Annotated in this window: 21 protein-coding genes; 7 read left to right on the top strand and 14 right to left on the bottom strand. The window is 66.1% G+C overall.

What is annotated here, in order from left to right; genetic code table 11:
* Positions 1–10: 10 nt before the first annotated feature.
* Positions 11–1,303, top strand: coding sequence for an aminodeoxychorismate synthase component I (locus EV641_RS07955; protein WP_132471419.1), 1,293 nt, complete (start codon positions 11–13; stop codon positions 1,301–1,303).
* Here the strand turns inward: EV641_RS07955 and EV641_RS07950 are convergent.
* The 3 genes from EV641_RS07950 to rsmI form a co-directional block, all read right to left on the bottom strand.
* A complete protein-coding gene (locus tag EV641_RS07950; RefSeq protein WP_241996946.1) occupies positions 1,248–5,222 on the bottom strand; it encodes a WD40 repeat domain-containing protein in 3,975 nt (1,324 codons plus the stop codon). The two genes, EV641_RS07955 and EV641_RS07950, sit on opposite strands and share 56 nt — an antisense overlap.
* Before the next feature lie 329 nt (positions 5,223–5,551).
* A complete protein-coding gene (locus EV641_RS07945; RefSeq protein ID WP_054716581.1) occupies positions 5,552–6,949 on the bottom strand; it encodes a sodium:alanine symporter family protein in 1,398 nt (465 codons plus the stop codon).
* 77 nt (positions 6,950–7,026) lie between these two features.
* Positions 7,027–7,893, bottom strand: coding sequence for a 16S rRNA (cytidine(1402)-2'-O)-methyltransferase (gene rsmI / locus EV641_RS07940; RefSeq protein ID WP_054716592.1), 867 nt, complete (start codon positions 7,891–7,893; stop codon positions 7,027–7,029).
* A 23-nt stretch (positions 7,894–7,916) separates the two neighbouring features.
* Here rsmI and EV641_RS07935 point away from each other — a divergent pair, with 23 nt between their 5' ends.
* The gene (locus EV641_RS07935) at positions 7,917–9,470 is read left to right on the top strand and encodes a phospholipid carrier-dependent glycosyltransferase (protein WP_241996945.1); all 1,554 of its coding nucleotides are present in this window, start codon (positions 7,917–7,919) and stop codon (positions 9,468–9,470) included.
* A 45-nt stretch (positions 9,471–9,515) separates the two neighbouring features.
* On the opposite strand, the gene EV641_RS07930 is transcribed toward EV641_RS07935, so the two are convergent.
* The 6 genes from EV641_RS07930 to mscL all read right to left on the bottom strand — a co-directional run bounded on the left by EV641_RS07930 (position 9,516) and on the right by mscL (position 15,056).
* Entirely contained in the window at positions 9,516–10,289 is a 774-nt protein-coding gene (locus EV641_RS07930; protein WP_132471417.1) for a hypothetical protein, read from the bottom strand.
* A 97-nt stretch (positions 10,290–10,386) separates the two neighbouring features.
* The gene (locus EV641_RS07925) at positions 10,387–11,688 is read right to left on the bottom strand and encodes a cyclopropane-fatty-acyl-phospholipid synthase family protein (protein WP_132471416.1); all 1,302 of its coding nucleotides are present in this window, start codon (positions 11,686–11,688) and stop codon (positions 10,387–10,389) included.
* Positions 11,685–12,095 (bottom strand): hypothetical protein, encoded by a 411-nt coding sequence (locus tag EV641_RS07920; RefSeq protein ID WP_054713293.1) that lies wholly within the window; start codon positions 12,093–12,095, stop codon positions 11,685–11,687. Before EV641_RS07920 ends, EV641_RS07925 begins: the two co-directional genes overlap by 4 nt.
* A complete protein-coding gene (locus EV641_RS07915; RefSeq protein ID WP_132471415.1) occupies positions 12,092–13,696 on the bottom strand; it encodes a BCCT family transporter in 1,605 nt (534 codons plus the stop codon). Before EV641_RS07915 ends, EV641_RS07920 begins: the two co-directional genes overlap by 4 nt.
* A gap of 457 nt (positions 13,697–14,153) precedes the next feature.
* Positions 14,154–14,513, bottom strand: coding sequence for a GntR family transcriptional regulator (locus EV641_RS07910; protein WP_054713294.1), 360 nt, complete (start codon positions 14,511–14,513; stop codon positions 14,154–14,156).
* A 99-nt stretch (positions 14,514–14,612) separates the two neighbouring features.
* A complete protein-coding gene (mscL, locus tag EV641_RS07905) occupies positions 14,613–15,056 on the bottom strand; it encodes a large conductance mechanosensitive channel protein MscL (RefSeq protein WP_054713295.1) in 444 nt (147 codons plus the stop codon).
* A 127-nt stretch (positions 15,057–15,183) separates the two neighbouring features.
* On the opposite strand from mscL, the gene arsC reads away from it, so the two are divergent.
* A complete protein-coding gene (gene arsC, locus EV641_RS07900; protein ID WP_054713296.1) occupies positions 15,184–15,531 on the top strand; it encodes an arsenate reductase (glutaredoxin) in 348 nt (115 codons plus the stop codon).
* Between the two features lie 25 nt (positions 15,532–15,556).
* On the opposite strand, the gene arcA is transcribed toward arsC, so the two are convergent.
* A complete protein-coding gene (arcA, locus tag EV641_RS07895) occupies positions 15,557–16,768 on the bottom strand; it encodes an arginine deiminase (RefSeq protein ID WP_132471414.1) in 1,212 nt (403 codons plus the stop codon).
* An 80-nt stretch (positions 16,769–16,848) separates the two neighbouring features.
* Between arcA and EV641_RS07890 the strand changes: the two genes are divergently transcribed.
* Together EV641_RS07890 and EV641_RS07885 are read left to right on the top strand one after the other, a co-directional pair.
* Complete coding sequence (locus EV641_RS07890) at positions 16,849–17,328, top strand: FABP family protein (protein ID WP_054713298.1); 480 nt, start codon at positions 16,849–16,851, stop codon at positions 17,326–17,328.
* Between the two features lie 20 nt (positions 17,329–17,348).
* The gene (locus EV641_RS07885) at positions 17,349–17,873 is read left to right on the top strand and encodes a DinB family protein (protein WP_132471413.1); all 525 of its coding nucleotides are present in this window, start codon (positions 17,349–17,351) and stop codon (positions 17,871–17,873) included.
* Here the strand turns inward: EV641_RS07885 and EV641_RS07880 are convergent.
* The 4 genes from EV641_RS07880 to EV641_RS07870 form a co-directional block, all read right to left on the bottom strand.
* Positions 17,850–18,707 carry an SDR family oxidoreductase gene (locus EV641_RS07880; protein ID WP_132471412.1) on the bottom strand — a complete coding sequence of 286 codons (858 nt, stop codon included), beginning with the start codon at positions 18,705–18,707 and terminating at the stop codon, positions 17,850–17,852. The two genes, EV641_RS07885 and EV641_RS07880, sit on opposite strands and share 24 nt — an antisense overlap.
* 46 nt (positions 18,708–18,753) lie before the next feature.
* Entirely contained in the window at positions 18,754–18,897 is a 144-nt protein-coding gene (locus tag EV641_RS29415; RefSeq protein WP_199233201.1) for a hypothetical protein, read from the bottom strand.
* A gap of 175 nt (positions 18,898–19,072) precedes the next feature.
* Positions 19,073–19,732, bottom strand: coding sequence for a response regulator transcription factor (locus EV641_RS07875; protein WP_241996939.1), 660 nt, complete (start codon positions 19,730–19,732; stop codon positions 19,073–19,075).
* Complete coding sequence (locus EV641_RS07870) at positions 19,714–20,817, bottom strand: histidine kinase (protein ID WP_199233181.1); 1,104 nt, start codon at positions 20,815–20,817, stop codon at positions 19,714–19,716. The genes EV641_RS07875 and EV641_RS07870 overlap by 19 nt, the downstream gene beginning before the upstream one ends.
* 112 nt (positions 20,818–20,929) lie before the next feature.
* Between EV641_RS07870 and EV641_RS07865 the strand changes: the two genes are divergently transcribed.
* Entirely contained in the window at positions 20,930–21,682 is a 753-nt protein-coding gene (locus EV641_RS07865) for an ABC transporter ATP-binding protein (protein ID WP_054713300.1), read from the top strand.
* Positions 21,679–22,446 carry an ABC transporter permease gene (locus EV641_RS07860; RefSeq protein ID WP_132471411.1) on the top strand — a complete coding sequence of 256 codons (768 nt, stop codon included), beginning with the start codon at positions 21,679–21,681 and terminating at the stop codon, positions 22,444–22,446. The genes EV641_RS07865 and EV641_RS07860 overlap by 4 nt, the downstream gene beginning before the upstream one ends.
* Positions 22,447–22,449: the final 3 nt, after the last annotated feature.

Below are 22,449 nucleotides of genomic sequence, written 5' to 3'. Positions count from 1 at the left end.
GGCTTGTCGTATGCGGATGGAACGACTCGGACGCGGAGGCACACCCGCTCAGGTACTCGGCGCTCTCGGTGAGCGCGCCCGGCGCCTCGGTATACCTCCGCCGGCTGCGCTCACCGGAGCCTGGTTCGGTTCTGCGGCCGTGGTTGCGCCGTCACTCGAAGTCGCGCCGGTGTCGGCCGCGGAGTCGTTCACCTGCCCGGACGCACAGGTCCGGGCCGGTGGACCCCTCATCGGCGGCGGGTGGATCGGGTACCTCGCCTACCCGGACACGACCACCTCGCACCCCTCCGCACTTCCCGCCGCGGCGGGTGGCTGGTCCGACACAGTCCTGCGTCTCGACCCCGACGGGTGCTGGTGGTACGAAACCCTCACCGACGACACGTGTCCCGATGCGCTGGCCCGCGCGGTACTCGATCCCGCAGTGACGGTCGACAACACAGCGAGCCCCGAACCACGCTGGGACATCGACTGGTCCCTGCCGGACCGTGATGCCCACCGACACGGCGTCGAGCAGTGCCTCGATGCCATCCGCGCGGGCGAGGTGTACCAGGCATGCGTGTGCACCCGGTTCACCGGCGACTACACCGGCAGCCCCCTCGCCTTCTTCTCCGACGCAATCACCCGTACATGCCCGGACCGCGCTGCCTACCTCGAAGGCCCCTGGGGTGCGGTGGCGTCACTGTCTCCGGAACTGTTCGTCTCCCGTCACGGTCACCGACTCGCCTCGAGCCCCATCAAGGGCACACTCCCGCTGGACCGGGACCCCGACGATCTGCAGGCATCCGTCAAAGATGTCGCAGAGAACATCATGATCGTCGACCTCGTCCGCAACGACCTCGGCCGGGTGGCCGAACCCGGCAGCATCGCCGTGCCCGAACTCCTCGCCGTCCGGCCCGCACCCGGTGTGTGGCACCTGGTCTCGACCGTCACCGCGACTGCCCGTCCCGGCGTGTCCGTCCGCGATCTCCTCGATGCCACGTTCCCGCCCGCCTCGGTCACGGGGTGCCCGAAGACTCGTGCCCGTGAACTGCTGCAGCAGTGGGAACCGTCGTCGCGCGGCGTCTACTGCGGCACAGTGGGTATGGCGAGTCCGCTCGCGGGCACCGAACTGAACGTCGCGATCCGCACCGTCGAATTCGGTGCAGACGGAACCTGCGCACTCGGGGTGGGCGGCGGCATCACCATCGACTCCGACCCCGCGGCCGAATGGCAGGAATGCCTCGACAAGGCAGCGAGCACCCTGTCGCTCAGCACACCTCGTCGTGCGGAAGCGGTAGTCCGAACTGCGGCAGGAGTTCCCTGAGCTGTCCCGAGGTCGCGGAGCAGATCCGCTCGACGACCGTGTCGGGGTCCAGACTCCAGGTGCGCAACACGCCGTCACCACCCGCGGCGATCACCGTGCCGTTGGGATGGAACATCACCTGCCACCGCCCGACCCCGGTATCGGTGATCGGCCCACCCACCGCGCGCATGCCGTCGGGATCCGACACATCCCACAATCGGACCGTGCCGTCATCGCTGCCACTGACGACGCGCTCACCGTCGGGCGACACCGACACCGAGTACACCGTGCCCGTGTGCCCGCGCAGCGGCGTGGCGCGGGCAGTGAAACCTCCCGCGTCGTCGCGGTCCCACACCACCACCTGATGATCGTCACCACCGGTGACGAGAACCGAACTGTCGGGGGTGAACGCCAGACCGTTCACGCCCGCGGAGTGTCCCTCGGTGACGGCCACGGATCGGGGAGCAGTCCGGTCCGTGATGTCCCAGGCGTAGATCCGGCCGTCGGCGCTGGTCGCGACGAGGCTGCGTCCGTCAGGGCTGATCGCGACGTGCCGCACCAGGTTGGTCGGTCCGCCGAGTGGTTCCCCCCACGGCTCGGGCGCTGCCGGATCGGACAGATCCCACAGTTGCACCGAATGATCGTCGTTGCCCGTCACCAGGGTCGTGCCCTCCGGACCGAATGCGAGGGCCGAGGTGAATCGGGTGGCGAGCACGAGCGGTGCGGCCAGCCGCCTGGGCGCCGCAGGCTCGGCGACGTTCCACAACTCGACGCTGCCACCCGAGGTTGCCGCGGCCGCCAGAATGTCACCCGACGGCGACAGTGCACTCACGTAGCCGCCGCCGAGCGGACGCGTGAGCTCCACCTGGCCGACGCGGGACCACCCTCCGTCATCGACGTGCCACAGCCGAACGACCGAGTCGTAGCTGCCGGTGGCGACGATGTCGCCGGTCCGGTCGGTGACGGGCAGTGTCAACGCCGCCGGGGAGACGAACACGCGGCGATGCGGCATGGTCCAGATGCGCAGGTTCGCATCCTGACCCCCGGTGATGATCGTGTCGCCGGTGGGGGTGACCGTCAGTGCGGGTACACCACCACCGTGTCCTGTGAGGGCGGGTGCGAGCTCGTCGATCCGCCGCGCTTCCTTGTCCACCGACCACAGCTTCGCGGTGCCGTCCCACGATGCGCTTGCCAAGGTGACGCCGTCCGGCAGGAAGGACACACTCCACACGCCACCGGTGTGTGCCCGCACCGGTGTCCCGAACTGCTCGGGTGCCCGCGGATCGGTGGTGTCGAACAACCACAACACACCGTCATCGCTGCTCGCAGCCAAGAGGGTGCCGTCCGCGTTGAACCCGACAGAATGCGCGACATCACCGAACCCGGTCAGGGGTTCACCCAGAGGGGCCGGCGCCGAGCGGTCGGACACGTCCCACAGTCGCACCGTGCGGTCGTCGCTGGCGGTGGCCAGCACCGAACCGTCGGTGCGGAACGAGACAGTCCGTACCCCGCCCGAGTGACCGTGTATCCGTGTATCGGGGAACCGCCCTGTCGCGGGTTCCGAGGTGTCGAGGAGCACGACGGAACCGTCGTCGTAGGGCACCGCCAGTGTCCGCCCGTCCGGGCTGTATCGGACGTTGTGCACAGCACCCGATCCCAGCACGCGATGGTCCAGCACCGGTCGCGGTGAGCCACGGTCGGACATGTCCCAGATCCACACACTCCCGTCGCCGCCGCCGGCGGCGAGATAACGCCCGTCCGGGCTGAACGACACCGACGCCATGTAGTTCGACGACGACACCAGCGGGTCGCCGATCGCCGAGATGTCCCCCGCCAACGACCACAGGCGCACCGTGCCGTCATCACTGGCCGACGCCAACGTCGCACCGTCGGGCGAGACCGCGACTCCGTAGATGGGCCCGGTATGCCCGACCAGGACTCTGGCCAACGGCACTCCCTGCGTGGCGAGGAGTCTCGAATAGGCGACATCACTGTCGCCTTCGAGAGAGGTCGCGGCCAGCGCGAGATGCGCCGACTCCGTCGGATCGTCCGAGCGGGTCGAATCCGACAGCGCCACGACCTGCTGGAACTGCGCGGCCTTACGTTCGTCGTCGGCGCGGTTCTTGCCGACCCACGCCAGACCACCCATCACGAGGGCGACGATCGTCAGCAGCACCAGCCCTGCGAGTGCTGCGCCGCGGCGACGTCGCTGCCAATCGACCTGCCGTCGGGACGCCCGGAGAAACTCGCGGGCGGCCGGACTGATCGCGGCGACGGACCGTTCCCCCGCCGCCCTGCCACCGAAACGCGCGCCCTGTTCGGAGAGCAGATCCATCCGGTCGCGCTGATAGAGCAGGCCCCTGTTGCGGTCGCTCTCGATCCAGTTCGCAGCATCGGCCTCGATCTGCTGACGCGACGCCGCGAACTGCCGATCCTCCTGGATCCACGACTTCAGACGCGGCCACGCCACGATCACCGCGTCGTGAATGAGTTCGACGTGCCCCTCGTGGACGACGAGCACGCGCGCCGACACGAAATGGTCCACGACTCTCGCCGCGGTCGCGCGGTCCTCGCTTCCCACCGCGAGAAGCACGGAGAGCGGGCGAGCCATCTTCACATCGGTACCCGTGTTCGTCACGTAGACGAGGTGGACCATCAACGTCCGCACGATCTCGCGGTCGCGTTCGCCGAGACTTTCCCAGGCTCGCTCGGCGCTGGCCGCAATCGACCCGCGCACGCCGCCGGTCGCGCGATAGCCGGCCACGGTCAGCGCGCCACCGGTGCGTTTGTCCCACATCGTGTCGAGCAGATGCGACAACAGCGGCAACTCGGTTCCCGTGATGTCCCCCGGCGCCAGCACGCCCAGGTCATGGAGGATCAGGTCGACGAGTCCCGGTTCGAGACGTACACCGAGCAGTTTGGCCGGCGCAGAGATGACCTCGACGAGATCGTCCCGGTCCAACGGCTGGACGGCCTTGCTCCGGCGTTCGAGCGCACGGGCGAGCGCCGGGTAGGTCACGGCCTGCTCGTAGAAATCGGAACGCATCGTCGCAACGACGTGCGCGGGAGCATCGGTGTCGCCGGCCGTCGACATGTGTTCGAGCAGTGTCAGGAAGAGTGTGCGGCTGTCGGGATCGTCGCATTGGGTGAACAGATCCTCGAACTGGTCGACCACGACCAACAGCGTCGACACCGACGACTTCTCCGCTTCGGTGGCCATCGCCTCGTGCACCGCGGTCCGGTCGGCCGCGGCATCGCCGGATAGCTCATCGATTCCGGCGAGAGTCGGCAACGCTTCCACGAGACGGCCCACGGGGTCCGAGCCCGGGGTGAACACCACCGGGACGCAGTCGCCGCCACCGCACATCAACGGGATCAGACCGGCCTGGACGAGTGAGGACTTCCCCACCCCGGACGCGCCGGTCACGATCACCGGTCCCTGTCCGTGCGCCGCGACGACGGTGTCGGCCAGCATGCGCATGCTCTGCGTCCGGCCGAAGAACATCCGCGCGTCGTCGGCGCGATAGGCCGACAGCCCCTTGTAGGGTCGCGTGTCCACGATCACCGTGGGTGACCTGTCCGTCGACCGGCCGCCACCGGTCTCACCTCGCGCGGCCTTCCACCACGTCTCCCACTGCTTGAGGGAGTAGAGGCCCGGAGCCGGGGGCTCGGCGGTGAGTTCGCGGGCGGAGCGGATCAACACGACGAGCACCGGGTGGACCGACTCGAAGCTCGCGGGGACGCGCTTACCGCTACGCCAGTCGCTGATCCGCTGCACCGACACGGTGCGGTCGTTTCCGACTGCGCGCGAGATGGCGGACGCGCCCGACACGACCTTCTTCAGCGCAGGACGACCCGCAGCGGCGAACAACATGAGGAGCTGGTCGGCGAAGAAGCGCCGATGGTCTGCGCCATGCGTCGCGTCCTCGTCCGCACTCACGTTCCGCGCCCTTCCGATCTGCCTTCCGCGGGAGAATCCGCCGTCGAAAGTCCGCTGCGGAAAAATTCCTCACCATGTCCGAGCTGGGATGATACCCGTTCCGCAGTGTTTCAGGATTGGAGAGCGTTGCCAACGGACGGAAAACTGATCACCACGCAAGGTCACCTTGCACCAGGGCGAGTGCTCGGCGCCGAGCGGAACTGATCGAGGGGTAGTTCCCTTCGGTGCGGCGGGCGTCCTGAATCGGGAGAGCGACGGCCGGACGATCGATGATCGTCCGGCCGTCGCGTTTTCGCGGTCGCGTACCTGTGTTCGGTACTGCGTACCGGCTACGCCTTGTCGGATTCCCGGGTCGGTGGCTCCCCGAGCAGGTACGGGTCGCGGTCGAGGTACGCCTTCGTCTCCCGCGCGATCATCCCGGACAGCAGGATCAGGCCGATGAGGTTCGGCAACGCCATCAGACCGTTCATCACGTCGGAGAAGTTCCACACCACCTCGAGCTCGGTGGTCGCGCCGATGAACACCACGACCACGAAGATCGCGCGATAAGGCACGACGCCGCCTCGGCCGACCAAACGTTCGACGCAGCGTTCGCCGTAGTACGACCATCCGAGGATCGTCGAGAACGCGAAGAACACGACGGAGATCGCCACGATCCAGCTGCCCCACTCGCCGCCCAGACCGTCTGCGAAGGCCGTGGAGGTCATCGCGGCACCCTCCTCGCCCGATTGCCAGGCACCGGTGGTGATGATGACCATGCCGGTGAAGGTCACCACGATGATGGTGTCGATGAACGTCTGGGTCATCGACACCAGACCCTGACGCACGGGGTGTGTCGTGCGGGCTGCGGCGGCCGCGATCGCGGCACTACCCATGCCCGACTCGTTGGAGAAGATGCCGCGCGCGACTCCGTAGCGCATCGCGGCCATGAACACGGATCCGATGAATCCGCCGGTCGCGGCCGTTCCGGTGAAGGCGTCGGTGAACACCAGGCCCAGGGCCGCGGGGATCTCGCCGACGTTGACGGCCAGCACGAGAATGCCCGCACCCACGTACAGAACGATCATGGCGGGCACGAACCCCGCGGTGACCCTGCCGATCGACTTGATTCCACCCAGGAGCACCGCGGCGGCGAGCACCATCATGATGGCGCCACTGAGCCATGTCGGCACCCCGAACGTGCCGTCCATCTGCGTCGCGACGGTATTGGCCTGCGTCATGTTGCCGATACCGAAGCTCGCGAGCACCGCGAACACGGCGAACACCAGGCTCAGCACCAGGCCGAACTTGTTCGGGATCGCGCGGGCGAGGTAATACTGCGGACCGCCGCTCTGCTCCCCCTTGGCATCTTTGGTGCGGTACTTGACCCCGAGGAACGCCTCCGAGTACTTGCTCGCCATACCGACCAGGCCGGTGACCCACATCCAGAAGAGTGCACCGGGGCCGCCGAGATAGATGGCCGTCGCGACACCGGCGATGTTGCCCACACCCACCGTAGCTGCCAGCGCGGTGGTCAACGCCTGGTACTGGGAGATGTCGCCTTCGGCGGCACCGGGGTCGTTACGGGTGATCAACCCCAGTCTCAGTGCGGGCCCCAACTTGCGGAACTGCACTCCGCGGAGCCGGATGGTCAGGAGCAGGCCCGTTCCGAGGAGTAGGGGGATGAGCAGATACGGCCCCCACACCACCCCGGCCACCTCGACGAGGAAATCGTTGACAGCGTCCATACACTTCTCCTGCTCGTCCGCCGATGGCTGAATCCGATGGAGGGAAAGTGTAGGCCCGGGGTGTGCCGGTGGAGAGGTCAGACTCGCCGAGCAGCCAGCACCGCGTCATACAGTTCTTTCTTCGACACGGCACTCCCCGCGACGTGAGCACACGCGTCTTTCAGCCGCATTCCGTCCGCGACCAGTTCTTCGACGTCATCGACGAGATCGGCCGGGTCACTACTGCGCGGAGCGGCGCCTTCGAGCACGACGGTGATCTCACCCCGAACCCCGTCCGCTGCCCACTCCGAGAGTTCGGTGAGAGTTCCGCGTTTGACCTCTTCGTAGGTCTTCGTCAGCTCGCGACACACCGCGGCGCGGCGCTGTCCGCCCAGGACCTCGACGGCATCGGCGAGGCTCGCGGCCAATCGGTGCGGCGCTTCGAAGAACACGACGGCCCGAGGCTCGGTCGCGAGGGTCGCCAGCCATGTGCGGCGCTGGCCCTGCTTGCGCGGCGGGAATCCGTCGAAGCAGAAACGTTCGACGGGCAGACCCGACAGTGCGAGTGCGGTGGTGACGGCGGACGGACCAGGCAGGCACGTCACGGGCAGACCCGCCTCGACGCATGCGGAGACCAGCCGATAACCGGGGTCGCTCACCGACGGCATGCCTGCGTCGGTGACGAGCAGCACCGTGCGGCCGCCTTCCATATCGGCGATCAGCGCGGGCGCCCGCGACACTTCCACCTGGTCGTAGAAGCTCACGACACGGCCGGTGATCGTCACGCCGAGCGCGGAAGCGAGAGACCGAGTGCGACGGGTGTCTTCAGCTGCGACGACGTCGGCGGTGGCCAGCGCGTCGCAAAGCCGCTTGGATGCGTCGCCGATATCGCCCATCGGAGTTGCGGCCAGCACGAGCCGACCCTGTCCCGGATTCGCGTGTTGTCCCGGATTCTCTGCCTGCATGCGGTTCAGCCTACGATCGGATTGTGATCGCGACGGACCTGCGCCCTTCCGAGGCCCCGCCCCGTCGCCTCTTGAGCCCCGCTCCGCAAGTGCCCCCTCCACCGTCCGGCCCGACCGATCGGGCACGCGGTTGGGTCGTCACGGCGTTCGTCACGGTGCTCGCCGCCATCACGCGTTTCACGATGCTGAACTATCCGACGGACGCCAGGACACCGGTGTTCGACGAGAAACACTATGTCCCGCAGGGCTGGCAGGTCCTCACCGGCGGCTGGATCGAGGACAACCCCGGATACGGGCTCGTGGTGCACCCGCCGATCGGTAAGCAGCTCATTGCGGTGGGCGAGGCACTGTTCGGTTACAACGGCTGGGGTTGGCGGATCTCGTCTGCCGTCGCCGGCGTCGTCCTGGTGCTGTTGGTGGTGCGCATCGTGCGCCGGATGACGCAGTCGACGATGCTCGGTGCCGTCGCCGGGCTGCTCCTCATCGTCGACGGAGTCACGTTCGTCTCCTCGCGTATGGGCATGCTCGACATATTCCAGGCGGTGTTCGTCGTCGCCGCGTTCGGATGCCTGCTCGTCGACCGCGACGACATCCGGCAGCGTATGGCCCGTGTGTACGCCGAAGGCCGTCTCGGCGACTCGGTGTGGGGGCCTCGTTTCGGGGTGCGGTGGTGGCGTTTCGGAGCCGGCGTTCTGCTGGGGCTGGCCGTGGGAACCAAATGGTCGGGGCTGTACTTCATCGCGTTCTTCGGTCTGATGTCGGTGGCATTCGACCTCGCTACGCGCCGGTCCTACGGTGTGCAACGACCATGGGTCGGCACCGCACTCCGGGACATCGGTCCCGCGCTGTACGCGCTGGTGCTGATTCCCATCGGCGTCTACCTGGCGACCTTCTGGTCATGGTTCGCCAGTGAGACCGGCGTCTACCGACACGCGGTAGGCAATCAGATCGGCCACGACAGCGCCTTCTCGTTCGTGCCGGACGCACTGCGGTCGCTGTGGTACTACAGCGCAAGTGTCCTGCAGTTCCATTCCGGTCTGACCAACTCCGCAGGCAACATCCATCCGTGGGAGTCGAAGCCCTGGACGTGGCCTATGGGGTTGCGCCCGATGCTGTATTACTTCGCGGACGGGTCGAACATCGACGGTTGCGGAGCCGACGAATGTGTCAAGGCCGTGATGCTCATCGGCACTCCGGCCCTGTGGTGGGTGTCGGTGCCCGTCCTCGGGTGGGGTCTGTGGCAGATGCTGGTGCGCCGCGATTGGCGTTGGGCGGCAGTGCTCACCGGTTACGGGGCGGGCATTCTGCCGTGGCTCGCGAGTCTCGATCGGCAGATGTACTACTTCTATGCGGTTCCGCTCGCGCCGTTCCTCGTCATGGGGGTCACGCTCGTTCTCGGTGAGGTGCTGGGTCAGCGTCACGCGTCGCCGGAGCGGCGAACCACCGGTCTGCTCGTGGTCTGTCTCTACGTGGGTCTGGTGGTCGCGAACTTCGTGTGGTTGTGGCCGATCCTGACCGGGCTGCCCATCACGGTGGGGCACTGGCACAACGAGCTGTGGTTGCCCAGCTGGCGTTGATGCTCCAGACCAGCCGGGTGTCTGTTCAGCTCACCTCGTCGAAGATCAGCTCGGCTCGTCGAACACTGTCGGCTCGTCGAACAGCGTGGGCTCTGCGTCGGTGTCGCCGGTGTATCGCTCCCCGTCGAAGCGCTGCGCGAATCCGGTGTCGACTGTGCCGAGGAGCGCTCTCAGGGCGCCGAAGAGGTCGATGAGGTGTCGGGGTACGAACGGGTCGCCCATCACGTCGATCGTCGCCACCAGCCTGTCTTCGACGAGAAGAAGTTTGATGTGCGGCCATGCGCGGTTGAGTTCGAGCAATTCCTCGGCAGCCTGCGCGCGCCCGCTGATGCCGTGCAGCAGCGGCGCCCAGAGTTGGATGGTGCGAGCGCTGTCGTCGACCACGACGAACACCGCCTGCGAATCGACGATGACGACATAGTCTCCGTCTGCGTCGGTGGGGATCGGCCGGCCGAACTGTAGACGCAGTGCCTCACCGACGCGGGAGCGCAATGTGCGGGGGGCGTCGGGTTCGTCGCTTCGCAGGAAGGTGGGGTGCAGCACGCTGTAGTTCTCGCGCAGTGCCGAGACGATCCGCTGCGCGATCTCGTCGGCCTGACGTGCAGGGCTGATGCGCGGTGCGGAGCCTGTCATCTCGACCTCGATGCTCCGTGCGTCGAGCGCCACGATTTTCACCAAGGTGGTGTGATCACCTGCAGTCTCTGCTGCGAGTTCGATCTGCTCGCCCCTTCCGAGCGCCGCGATCCGTCCGGCGAGTCGGGTACGGAAACGGTTCCAGCCCCGTTCCAGAATTCCGTCGAAGCGGTCTGTGCGGGCCATCCGTGTCTCCCCTCTCGCAATGCAACAGCGGGCTGCGGTCACGCTACTGCGAGGTGCCGACAACTCCCGTCAGGCGCACCGATCCGAGACTGCGGCGTCACCCGGTTGCGAGCCATTCGTGACGGGTTCGGGGCATTCCGCTCGCACCCGTGCCGGTGGGCCGTACTGCGAGAACCTGGTGGATCGTCAAACGTCCGGGTTCCTCGAAACCGAGTGCGCTCGCCGTGAGGTACAGCAACCAGGTTCGGGCACGTTCGGCGCCGACGAGTGACACAGCCTCGTCCCACGATTCCTGTAGGTTGGCGACCCATGCGCGCAGTGTCAGCGCATAGTGTTCGCGCAGCGCCTCGGAGTCGCGGACTTCGAGCCCGGCACGCTCGAACGCGTCGACGGTCCGGCTCAGCGGCAGGATCTCTCCGTCGGGGAACACGTAGCGGTCGATGAATGTCGCGGGGCGGCTGGGGGGTTCAGGCCGGTACACCACCGACGCGATCGCGTGGTTGAGCAGCCGACCGCCAGGGACGAGAAGTTCGTGCAGGTGGCGCGCATACTCGGGGAGCTTGGCGGCCCCCACGTGTTCCGACATTCCGATGCTCGAGATGGCGTCGAAAGCACTCCCGTCGACGTCCCGGTAGTCCTGCAACCGAATTTCGATGCGATCCGACATTCCTGCATCGGCTATTCGTGCCCTCGCGAAGTCGCGCTGCTCGGCGCTGAGTGTGACGCCCACGACGTCAACGCCGTAATGCTGGGCCGCATGCAGGGCCATCGATCCCCACCCGCATCCGACGTCGAGCAGTCGCATGCCCGGCTCGAGTCCGAGTTTGCGGCAGACCAGATCCAGCTTGTCGTGTTGTGCGTCCTCGAGGCCACCGGTACCGGTGTCGGGCCGAGCCCAGTAGCCGCACGAGTACACCATCGACGGGCCGAGAAACAACCTGTAGAAGTCGTTTCCGACGTCGTAATGATGCGAGACCACCTGCGCGTCGCGCCGCTTGCTGTGCAGGGCGCCGCGCCGGCGAGGAATCTCGACCGATGGTGGTCGCGGCGGGAGCCCGACGATGCCGAGTGCGGCGAACTTCCGGGCAAGGCGCGCGAGCTCACGCGGCGAGGTGTCGCGCAGCGGGCGGCTGCCGAGTCTGCCGACTAGGTCCGGGATACCGAGAACCGCATAGAGATCGCCGTCGACCGCGAGGTCGCCGCTGATGTAGGCCCGGCTCAATCCGAGTTCGTTGGGGGCCCACAGCACGCGGCGCAGCGCCCGGCGGTTGCGGAATTCGACTCGTGCAGCGGCATCGGGCGGCCCCGCTTCCGAGCCGTCCCAGCACCGGAGGTGGACTGGAAGTGGCACTCGCAGAAACTCTTCGAAGGTAGACAGGAGGTCGCGTGCGGCGCTCATCCCTTCACCATGGCACAGAGCGCGATCACGCACCGGCCTTCGAGTATGTCGACGATCGCGAGTCCTGCACGCGCAAGCGTCGTGCTGATCTGCATCGACAGCGACCCGGCCGAATCGCCGTGCCCCGCCGAATCGAACACCCACAATTGCCCGGCGGGTCCGAGCAGGTCGGTGATGCCGGCGAGCCGCGACACATCGCTACCGCGGAACTCCGGCACCCCGAACGCACAGACGAGATCGGAGGCGCCGGTCGCGTCGGCCAAGGTGACGCTGGTACGGATCACGCCTCCTTGTCCGACACGCACCGCGAACGCGTCGGCTGCGGTCTTCGCTCCGATCAGGAGGACACTGCATCCCGGTTGCGGATCCGTCACCTCGACCGCGAAGGCCGCACGCTCGGAGGTCACTCGACGCGTCGGAGCAATCGCCGTCGTCGACCACCGGTGATCAGCGGATCTCGTCTCAGGTCGCGGTACAGCGACACGCACAGGCCGATCATCACGATGACGAACGGGGCGGCCGCGATGATCGTCATCGTCTGTAGTGCGTTGAGCGCCTCGGAGCCGCCCGTCCACAGCAGCAGCGCTGCTACACCACCGGTCAGGCCACCCCAGAACACCACGATGCCGCGACTCGGTGTGAGCGTTCCCCGCTGCGTGAGGCTGCCCATCACCATCGATGCCGCATCGGCACCGGAGACGAAGAAGATCGCGACGAGCACCATCACGACGACGGTGGAAATGCCCACGAGCGGCAGATGATCGAGCATCCCGAACAGCTGCGCTTCGACACTTCCGGCATCGGCGATGTCGTACCCTTCCTCCTGCTGATTGATCCCGGCGCCACCGAAGACGGCGAACCACAACAAGCTCACGACACTCGGCACGATCATCACGCCGATCACGAACTCACGAATGGTGCGACCACGGCTGATCCGCGCCAGGAACATCCCGACGAACGGCGCCCATGAGATCCACCAGGCCCAGTAGAAGATCGTCCAACTGGACAACCACTCGCCCGCTTCCGGTCCGGACGCCGCAGTACGAGCGGACATCTCGGCAAGGTCGGCGGCGTAGGCGCCCAGCGTGGTGGGGATGAGGTTGAGGATGAAGATCGTCGGTCCGAGCACGAACACGAACAGCGCGAGCACTCCGGCGAGCACCATGTTGATGTTGGACAACCATTGGATGCCCTTCGCGACACCCGAGACGGCGGACGCGACGAACGCGAGGGTGAGTACCGCGACGATCGCCACGAGAAGCCCCACACCGGCGACCTCGAGCCACCCGGTGACCTCGAATCCCGATCCGATCTGAAGTGCGCCCAGGCCGAGCGACGCAGCAGTTCCGAACAGCGTTGCGTACAGGGCGAGGATGTCGATGAGCTTGCCGAGGGGACCTTCGGTACGGCGTCCGAGAAGCGGGATGAACGCGGCGCTCACGAGTTGCTTCCGGCCTTTTCGGAAGGTGCCGTATGCAATCGCCAGACCCACTACCGCGTAGATCGCCCACGGGTGGAGGCTCCAATGGAACATCGTGGTCGCCATCGCCACGCCCGTTCCACCATCTGTGCCGGGCGGCGGTGTCACATAGTGCGACACCGGCTCGGACACGCCGAAGAACATCAGTCCGATGCCCATCCCGGCGCTGAACATCATGGCGATCCAGCTGACGGTGCGGAACTCGGGTACTTCGTCGTCCTTGCCGAGCGGGATCTTCCCGTATCTGCTCACCGCGATCCACAACACGAAGATGACGAACGCTGTGGCGCTGATGACGAACAGCCAGCCCATCTCGATGACGATCCAGTCGAGAACGGATCCGGTCACGGAGTTGAAGCTGTCCGGAGCCGCGAGGCCCCACACGACTATGGCGACAACCAGGGCCGCGGAAATTCCGAACACGACGCGGTCTGTGCGGATGCGCGGTGGGTCGGTCGACGGAGTATCCGGTGGTCCGACGGCCACAGCGGCTTCTGCGTCGTGAGTCCGGTCGTCTGGCACAGTCATATGTCCCAACTTTCCTTCATTGACTCGAAATTGTGCCGCTTTCGCTGAACTCGATCGGCACACTGTGCGGTATTTCCTGCGCCGTCCGAGCCACTGTTCCCCCGGTGCGTGGCGACGGTAGTGGATGACGCCGTTGACTCGAGTGGCGTGGCGGGCCCAGGAAGTCGATCTGGTTTCGGGAATGCCGACGATGGATCTATCGTTGCGGCGAAATCATTCGAAGTGCAATTTGTTCCATATGTTGCCGGTGCCGCGTGGGACAGCCGGGACCCGAAAGTCCCTGATCAGGTGGCCGCATCCAGCGTGGACTTGCAAAGGTCGAGACTTGTCGCGGGAACGCCTCGTAGTGGTTGTTCCGTGCCATGGTTCTCGATCATCTCATCTCCGCGACCGATTCTGCCGAAGCACCGAGGTGAGGGCGGCGGGCTACGCTGTGCTATCGCGCGAAGGTCGTCCGTCAGGCGCGCAGCGCGGCCTCGACGAACTCGATGATCTCCTCGTCGGACATTCCCAGTACACGCGCAGATGCGACGTACTCGATCGTCGCCTGTTGTGCGAGCGAGCGTGTCGGGTCGCCCGAATCCGCGATGAACGTCCCGGCCCGTCCGCGTGTTTCGAGTACTCCGAGTTGCTCGAGCTCCCGATAGGTCTTCGCCACCGTGTTCGGCGCGATCCCGAGGGTCTCTGCCATTCCACGCACGGTGGGCAGCTTCGTTCCGGCGATCAACTCCCCATCCCGGACAAGTTCCACGATCCGCCGTCGGAGTTGCTCGAACGGTGGGACGGATGAGTCCGAATCGATCACGATATCGAGCATTACTGCAGGCTAGCAGCGTCCTTCAGAGGTTTCGACCGGAAGAAGAGCGGCGGCCCCGCAATACACGGGACCGCCGGTCCGGTCGAGCGATCGCGAAGGTCAGACGCGCACCTTGTCGCTGTGGCGACCGTCTGTGTCGTCGTCGACGGTGTTGTAGCTGCCCGTCTCGAGCAGGTCGCGGATCTGGATGAGCAGATCGGTCTCGCTCAGCGGCTCGTCCTCCGGCTCCTTGTCCGGTGCGAACCGCGCCTTCGCAGCGTTGACCGGCACAATCAGGACGAAATACACGACTGCGGCGATGATGACGAAATTGATCATCGCGGAGATCACGGCGCCCAGATTGATGAAGGTCGCTTCGTTCGACGCAATGATCTTGAAGCCGAAGCCCATCTCGTCGTCGCCGCCGACCGCCGCAACGAGCGGGTTGATGATGTTGTCGGTGAACGCAGTGACGATCGCAGTGAAAGCGGCGCCGACCACGACGGCAACTGCGAGTTCGATGACGTTTCCGCGCAGCAGAAAGTCCTTGAAACCTTTGAGCATATCCCCCGGGCCTTTCACAATAGAGCCACTTCGAGTAGGTATATCAACTCGGAAATATTAAAGGGCCCCGCCTCCGACCTCAACAGAGACATTTCCGGCGTTCCCAGCGGCAGTGCACAATCGAGACATGGCACACACCGCAACGATCTACCACAATCCTCGCTGCAGCACGTCTCGCAACACCCTCGCACTTCTGCGCGAGGAGGGCCTCGAACCGACGATCGTGAAGTATCTCGAGACCCCGCCGTCGCGCGACGGACTACGCAAGCTCCTCGATGACGCGGGTCTACGGCCCAGCGAAGCGATCCGCAAGAAGGAATCGCTCTACAAGGAGCTGAACCTCACCGAGGCATCCGAGGACGAACTGCTCGTCGCGATGGTCGAGAATCCCATCCTCATCGAACGCCCCCTTGTCGTCACCGACAAGGGAACAGTGCTCGCGCGCCCCGTCGACAAGGTCCGCGACATTCTCTGAACGGTCCGCCTCACCCCGACCCGACCTACAGTGCCGCCCGCGCGAGCGGGCACGACATGCATCGCGGACCGCCGCGGCCGGAGCCCAGCTCCGACCCGGCGATCCGCAGCACTTCGATTCCGGAATTCTCGAGCCGCGTGTTGGTTTCGACGTTTCGCTCGTACGCAACGACCACGCCCGGCGCAACCGCGAGGGTGTTGTTGCCGTCGTCCCACTGTTCCCGTTCCGCGACAACGGAATCGAGCCCCGTGTCGATCACCCGGAGCTTCTCGATTCCCATTGCGTCGGCCGCCGCCTCGAGGAAGGGCCGAGGCCCCGATATCCGCGCAGCGCCGTCCTCTCGTCGAATCGTGAATGCCTCCAACGTGTCGCGGATGGCGGGATACATGACGACGGCGTCGACGTCGACCATCGTGCAGACCGTGTCGAGATGCATCGACGCCCGTCGCTGCTCGATCGGCACAGCGAGCACCGTATGCGCCAGGCCATCTTCGAACACACTGCGCGCCAATGCTTCTGCCCCTGCCGGGCTGGTCCGCTCCCCGACTCCCACTGCGATCACGCCGGGTGCGAGAAGCAACACGTCGCCACCTTCGACGGGAGCTGTGTGCGATTCGTACGCGCGTCGCACACCGAGGAACTTCGGATGGAATGCATAGATGAGGTCGGTGAGGTTGGTTTCCCGTCGACGCGCGGGCAGCGCGAGTGTCGAGATCGCCACGCGCGAACCCACCCAGAACGACGAATCCCGGGTGAAGAGCAGGTTGGGGAGTGGGTTGATGACGAAGTCCGGGCCGTGATGCATCATTCGCACGAGCGACGGCGCCGAACCCATCCCCGCCGCCGGCAGTTCGTCGAAAGTCATTCCGGCGATCAGGATTCGTGCGAGCTCGGATGCGGGTGTGGTGCGCAGGTGGCCGGCGAGTTCCTGCGCCAGAGCGTGACCGAGCCGACGCGGATCGACGGCCGACGAAATACTCTGCACCCGCGCCGCTCCGGAGACCTCGAGGGTTTCGGTGAGCAGGTCCGAAAGGAGGAGCACCTCTACACCGCGACTCCGCAACACGTCGGCGAACGCGTCGTGTTCCTCCTGGGCCCGCGCCACCCACGGCAACGCGTCGAACAAGAGCTGATCGTTGTTCCGGGGTGTGAGCCGTTCGAGTTCCGCGCCGGGTCGATGCAGCATCACGGAGGTGAGCGCTCCCACCTCGGAATCGACACCCCACTGCTGGTTCATGCGACAACGGTAACTCTCTACGGGAGGATGGAGGGCGCACACGCCCAGCCCACACACGCGCAGCCCGCGAGGAGTTCCCCATGTCCGACAATCCGGCCGACAACGATCCTCTCGGCGAACTTGCTGCGTTCGCGGGTCGCTGGGTGGGAGGCGGCGAAGGCCACTACCCCACCATCGAAGACTTCTCGTACGACGAGACGATCGAGTTCGCCTCGATCCCCGGAAAACCGTTCCTGATGTACGTGAGCCGAACCCGCCACCGCACTGAGGCCCGACCGCTCCACACCGAGAACGGATATCTCCGGAACAGCGGCAACGACATCGAACTACTCGTGTCGCAACCCACCGGATTCGTCGAGATCCAGCGCGGCCGGCTCAGCCACGGCGTGCTCGACCTGGTCACTGTCGTACTCGAACGCTCCCCCGACTCGAAGCCGGTACACGAACTCGCACGCCGATACGTCCTCGACGGCGACACCCTCACCTATGACCTGTGGATGGCACACGCCGACACACCGCTCACCCACCATCTTCGCGCGCAACTCCAGCGCGCGAACTGAAACCCGAAGGGATACGGGGAATGCCGTCCTCTCGACAAGGCCTGTTGCGCTGGCAGTTCGACCTGACCTGGTCACTGTTCGAACTTCACCTCGATCAGCTCGTGCCGGACGATTTCCTGTGGGAGCCCACCGGCCTCTGCTGGACGGTCCACGAACGCGCCGACGGCCTGTGGATCCCCGACTGGGACGAGGCCGAACTCGATCCGATTCCGGTTCCCACGATCGCGTGGGTCATGTGGCACATCGAGTGGTGGTGGACGGTGACACTGGACCACATGCAAGGCCGCACCCCACGCGACCGCACCGAGATCACGTGGCCGGGTAGCGGTGAGGCCTCGATCGCCCGGTTACGCGACCTGCACGACGAGTGGGTGGCCGTCCTCGACGCGATGACCGACGACGACCTCGATTCGCCCGCGCCGTTTCCGTGGCAGGGCGACCCGGACAAGACCGTCGCTCACACGGTCGCATGGGTCGACGTCGAACTCACGAAGAACGTCGCCGAGATCGGCCAGCTCCGGCTACTTCGTCATGCTCGAACGTAGGACCTTGCGGAAGTAGTCGTTGGCGCCCTGCATGACGAGGTTGTAGGGCGGCGCGAACTTTCGGGCCCACCAGAAACCGAACCGGGTGTCGAACGACGTGTACACCATGAAGCGGTTCTTCTTGATTCCCGTGAGGATGCAACCCGCCACCTTCTCGGGTGAGGCCGCATGCTTCACGAATCGCCCGGTGAGCTTGCGAACTGCGGGAGCATCGCGGTCGACCCCGACGATCTGCACCGTGTCGACCAGCGGCGTCGCCACCGCGCCCGGCACCACGAGCGAGACACCGATCTTGTCGCGTTTGAGGTCGAAGCGGAGCACCTCCGACACACCCCGCAGTCCGAACTTGCTGGCGCTGTACGCCGAGTGCCAGGGAAGCGCGAGCAACCCCGCAGCCGACGACACGTTGACGATGTGCCCGCCACGTCGCGCCGCGATCATCGGCGGTACGAAGTTCTCGATGACATGGATCGGCCCCATGAGGTTGACGTCGACCATGAGCTTCCAGTGCTTGTGCTCGAGCCGGTCGACCGTGCCCCACACCGATACCCCCGCAACATTGGCGACGACGTCGACCGACTCGCATCGCTCGTGGACCTCGTTCGCGAACGCGGTGACGGCGTCGTAATCGGAGATGTCGAACGCCGCGGAATGCAGCACCGCCCCACCGCGGTTGCGGACTTCCGTCACGACGTCGTCGAGGCCATCAGCGTGGAGGTCGGTGAGGATGACTTCGGCACCCTCGTCGGCCGCCGCCAGAGCGAGCGCACGGCCGATTCCACTGGCCGCGCCCGTGATCAGAAACCTCGTGCCGCGCAGATCTTTGATCGCCATGGCGTCACCCTAACCGCCACGACGCTCCATAACCCGCAACCTTCACTCAGAGCCGCTGCGACATCTCCTGCTGGTATTCGTGAATGGTCCGTTCCAGCATGTCGGCGTCGTCCTGGCGACCCTCGTTTCGTGCGAGGTCCGCTCGGTCGCGCAGCACCCGAATGGCACGCCGCAATTCGTCGTCACTCATCCTATGGTCCATGTCACACAGTGTGCCGGGTTCTCCTGGTCCGCGCCATAGCCGGACGTGCGATTACGAGATCGATACTCTCCTCACAGCACGCCGATGTCTGTGTGCGAACGCGCCGCCATGCGTAGCAGCCGCCCGGCCATCGAGAAGTCGGCAGGAACCGCCCGCGACCCACTCAGCGCAGAACTCCATCGTGGAGCGCTCTCAGTACCGCGTTGGTGCGGTCGCGGGCTCCCAGTTTGAGCAGAATCGAGGAGACGTGATTCTTGACCGTGCCCTCCGCGAGGAACAACGCCTCGGAGATCCGACGGTTGCCGAAGCCCGCTGCCATCAGGCGCAGTACCTCCAGTTCGCGGTCGGTGAGGTCCTGCGCGGGCGAGGCGTCGGGCCCGGTCGGGGACGGTCCGGATCGGATCGCCCGGAGCAGGCGGTCGGTGATCGACGGGGCGATGAGTGTGCCACCGTCGGCCAGTGTGCGCACCGCGTGCGTCAGCTGGTCCAGAGTGACGTCCTTGAGCAGGTACCCGCGAGCTCCGGCGCGGAGCGCATCGAGTACGAGTGCATCATCGTCGAAGGTGGTGAGCACGAGCACCGGCACCGCCGTGTCCTGCTCACGCAGTTGTTCGAGCGTCCAGATTCCGTCGTACCCGGGCATTCTGAGGTCCAGCAGAACCACATCCGGGCGGGTCGACGAGATGACGCCGAGGGCCGCACGGCCGTCGTCGGCCTCACCGACCACCTCGATCTCGGCGACCTCCAGCAGACTCGTGATCCCCTGCCGCACGAGTGTCTGGTCGTCCACCACCACGACACGGATCATGAGGCCGGTACCCACGCCCTGACCCGGAAACCGCGGTTCCCGTCGAAGGTGGCATGCCCACCGAGGGCCTCGAACCGTTCGGCCATGCCTCGGAGACCGTTGCCCACACGCAGCTTGCGGGTTCCGGCACCGTCGTCCACCGCGGACAGGACAGCACCGCCGCCCTCCGACGAGATCTCGATTCGGAGCACGCGCGCATCGGCGTGGCGGAGAACGTTCGTCACGATCTCCTGCACAGCACGCACGAAAGCGGCCGCGTGCTCTTCTCCGACATCCACGTCGGGTGCGACGTCGATCTGCACATCGAGCCCGGGAAGGTCGCGCACCACCTGCTCCAGGGCGGCTGCGAGGTTGAGTGGCTCGACTCGCAGTTCCCCCACCGTGGACCGGACATCGGCGAGCAACTCCCGCGCGACTCGGTTCGCTCGCTCGACATGTTCACGGGCCCGCTCACCGTCTCGATGCCGCGCCGTCTCGAGTTCCAGCGCGAGAACAGTGAGCTGGTGACCGATGAGGTCGTGCAAGTCGCGGGAGATCCGCAATCGTTCGGCGGTGCGCGCAGATTCCGACAGCAGGACGGTCGCGGCCTGCAACTCGACATGGGCCTCCGTCAACTCTCGCCGCATTCGTTGCTCCCGCAACAGCGACACCGAGCTGAACACCGTCGCCAGCTGGATCAAGAGGTAGAAGCCTCCGGTCAGCATCGTCGCACCCGCATCACCGGTCTGCTGCGCCGTGGCCAACCCGATGACGAGGGTATTGAGCGCCACCACGATCAGGCCGATACGAACCGGCACGACGTAGACGCTCACGGCTGCGACGACGACCAGCAGAATCGGAAGCAGACCCATTTCCGGCGCGGTCAACACCACAGCCCATGCCGCGACGACCGCCACCGCCCACGACGCCTTGCCGATCGTGGATGGACGTGTGGTCACAGCGGCGGCGAAGAGGGCGACAAGCAGGACACCGAACAGCACGATCCATACGGCGCGCGGGATCTCCGTCCGAGCGGCGCCGAACAGTACCGGCCCGCCCACCACGACCGAGACGACGAGCATCGCCACGCCCGACAGCCCTTCTGGTGTCCATCGATGCACGTCACCACTCTAAGCCGCGACCGCGACACCGGGCGGGTGCCGAAAGTCATGGTCGGCATCCCTGACATCCGGCACGCGCGATCACCCACGCTCGGCTCCTAACGTCGGAGTCATGGACACCAGCGCCCCGGGCACCACTCCACAGGCGATCGTTGCCGAACACCTCCACAAGCGGTACCGCGACAAGGTCGCGGTCGACGACATGAGCTTCACACTCGGAATCGGCGAGACCCTCGGCATCGTCGGCGCGAACGGCGCGGGGAAGACCACGACCGTCGAGATGGTCGCGGGATTGCGGAATCCCGATGGGGGACGTGTGCGTGTCCTCGGCCTCGATCCGCACCGTGACCGCTCCCGCCTCCGTCAGGTTCTGGGTGTTCAGTTGCAGCAGGCCACCCTGCACGGTTCGCTGACCGTCGCCGAGCTCGTCGGGCTGTATCGCACCTTCTATCCGAAACCCATGCCTGCCTGCGAACTTCTGGAGATGGTCGGCCTCACCGAGCAACGCGGCATCCGGTTCGAGAAGCTTTCCGGCGGCCAGCAGCAGCGGCTGTCGATCGCGCTCGCCCTCGTCGGACGACCACGTGTGGTCATCCTCGACGAACTCACCACCGGCCTCGATCCCCGCGCGCGGCGACAGATGTGGAAGACGATCGAGCGTCTGCGCGGCGACGACGTCGCAGTTCTGCTGGTCAGCCACGCGATGGAAGAGGTAGAGCACCTCTGCGACCGCGTGGCGCTGCTCGACGCAGGAAACATCGTCGCACTGGACACCCCGGACGGCCTCGTCGCACGAGCGGCGGCGGAGAACCTCGACGACGCGTTCGTCGCGCTCACCGGACGAGAACTGGAGGAGACGGAATGAGCACCGTGGTCGAAACCTATCGTCCGGGGCCCGCTGCCTGGCTCACGCTGATCGTGTGCGAGGCGAAGATGGTCGCACGCGACACGGCGGGTCTCGTCGTTCCGATCGGCCTTCCCCTGCTGATCCTGGTGATGAGTGCCTCGTCGGCGAGCACCGAAGAAGTGGCGAACGGGCGCACTGTGCTGGATGTCTTCGTGCTCCCACTGGTGTTCACGATCATCATTGCCTCGATCGGCGTCATCAATATGCCGAGTTTCCTCGCGTACTACCGGCGCACGGGCATTCTGCGACGACTGTCGGTGACGCCGGCGTCGCCCGCGATGGTCCTGGTGGCCCAGGTCGTGGTCAGCGTGCTGCAGACCTTGGTCGGGCTCGGTGTAGCGATCGTCGTCGCCACTGCTTTCTTCGACGCCAGTCCCCCCGTGCATCTCGGCACCGCCGTCGGTGTGTTCGTGCTCGCGATGGCGGCGATGTACGCCGTGGGAATGATCGTCGCGGCAGTGTCCCCGACGCCGAACTCCGCGGTGGCGATCGGACTTGTCGCCTTCTTCGCCCTGGGCGCGACAGGCGGCTTGTTCGGTAGCCGCGACGCGCTCCCCGACCCGGTCGCGACGGTCGGAGAGTGGCTGCCGTTCGGCGCCTCGGTCGAGGCCATGTCCGCAGCCTGGGCGGGAAGCCCCGCAGACCCGGCCCACTTCGCCGCGCTCGGCGTGACGATCGTGGTCGGTGTCGTGGTCGCAGCTGCGCTCTTCCGGTGGGAATGATCG

The organism is Rhodococcus sp. SMB37 (assembly GCF_004345605.1).
Lineage (GTDB): Bacteria > Actinomycetota > Actinomycetes > Mycobacteriales > Mycobacteriaceae > Rhodococcus.
This window is presented reverse-complemented; position numbering and strand designations above follow the sequence as displayed.

Coding starts and splice junctions, on each gene's coding strand:
- EV641_RS07955 (WP_132471419.1), top strand. CDS start 11: ATGCGGATGGAACGACTCGGACGCGGAGGCACACCCGCTCAGGTACTC.
- EV641_RS07945 (WP_054716581.1), bottom strand. CDS start 6,949: ATGGACGCTGTCAACGATTTCCTCGTCGAGGTGGCCGGGGTGGTGTGG.
- rsmI (WP_054716592.1), bottom strand. CDS start 7,893: ATGCAGGCAGAGAATCCGGGACAACACGCGAATCCGGGACAGGGTCGG.
- EV641_RS07930 (WP_132471417.1), bottom strand. CDS start 10,289: ATGGCCCGCACAGACCGCTTCGACGGAATTCTGGAACGGGGCTGGAAC.
- EV641_RS07925 (WP_132471416.1), bottom strand. CDS start 11,688: ATGAGCGCCGCACGCGACCTCCTGTCTACCTTCGAAGAGTTTCTGCGA.
- EV641_RS07915 (WP_132471415.1), bottom strand. CDS start 13,696: ATGACTGTGCCAGACGACCGGACTCACGACGCAGAAGCCGCTGTGGCC.
- EV641_RS07910 (WP_054713294.1), bottom strand. CDS start 14,513: ATGCTCGATATCGTGATCGATTCGGACTCATCCGTCCCACCGTTCGAG.
- mscL (WP_054713295.1), bottom strand. CDS start 15,056: ATGCTCAAAGGTTTCAAGGACTTTCTGCTGCGCGGAAACGTCATCGAA.
- arsC (WP_054713296.1), top strand. CDS start 15,184: ATGGCACACACCGCAACGATCTACCACAATCCTCGCTGCAGCACGTCT.
- arcA (WP_132471414.1), bottom strand. CDS start 16,768: ATGAACCAGCAGTGGGGTGTCGATTCCGAGGTGGGAGCGCTCACCTCC.
- EV641_RS07890 (WP_054713298.1), top strand. CDS start 16,849: ATGTCCGACAATCCGGCCGACAACGATCCTCTCGGCGAACTTGCTGCG.
- EV641_RS07885 (WP_132471413.1), top strand. CDS start 17,349: ATGCCGTCCTCTCGACAAGGCCTGTTGCGCTGGCAGTTCGACCTGACC.
- EV641_RS07880 (WP_132471412.1), bottom strand. CDS start 18,707: ATGGCGATCAAAGATCTGCGCGGCACGAGGTTTCTGATCACGGGCGCG.
- EV641_RS29415 (WP_199233201.1), bottom strand. CDS start 18,897: ATGAGTGACGACGAATTGCGGCGTGCCATTCGGGTGCTGCGCGACCGA.
- EV641_RS07865 (WP_054713300.1), top strand. CDS start 20,930: ATGGACACCAGCGCCCCGGGCACCACTCCACAGGCGATCGTTGCCGAA.
- EV641_RS07860 (WP_132471411.1), top strand. CDS start 21,679: ATGAGCACCGTGGTCGAAACCTATCGTCCGGGGCCCGCTGCCTGGCTC.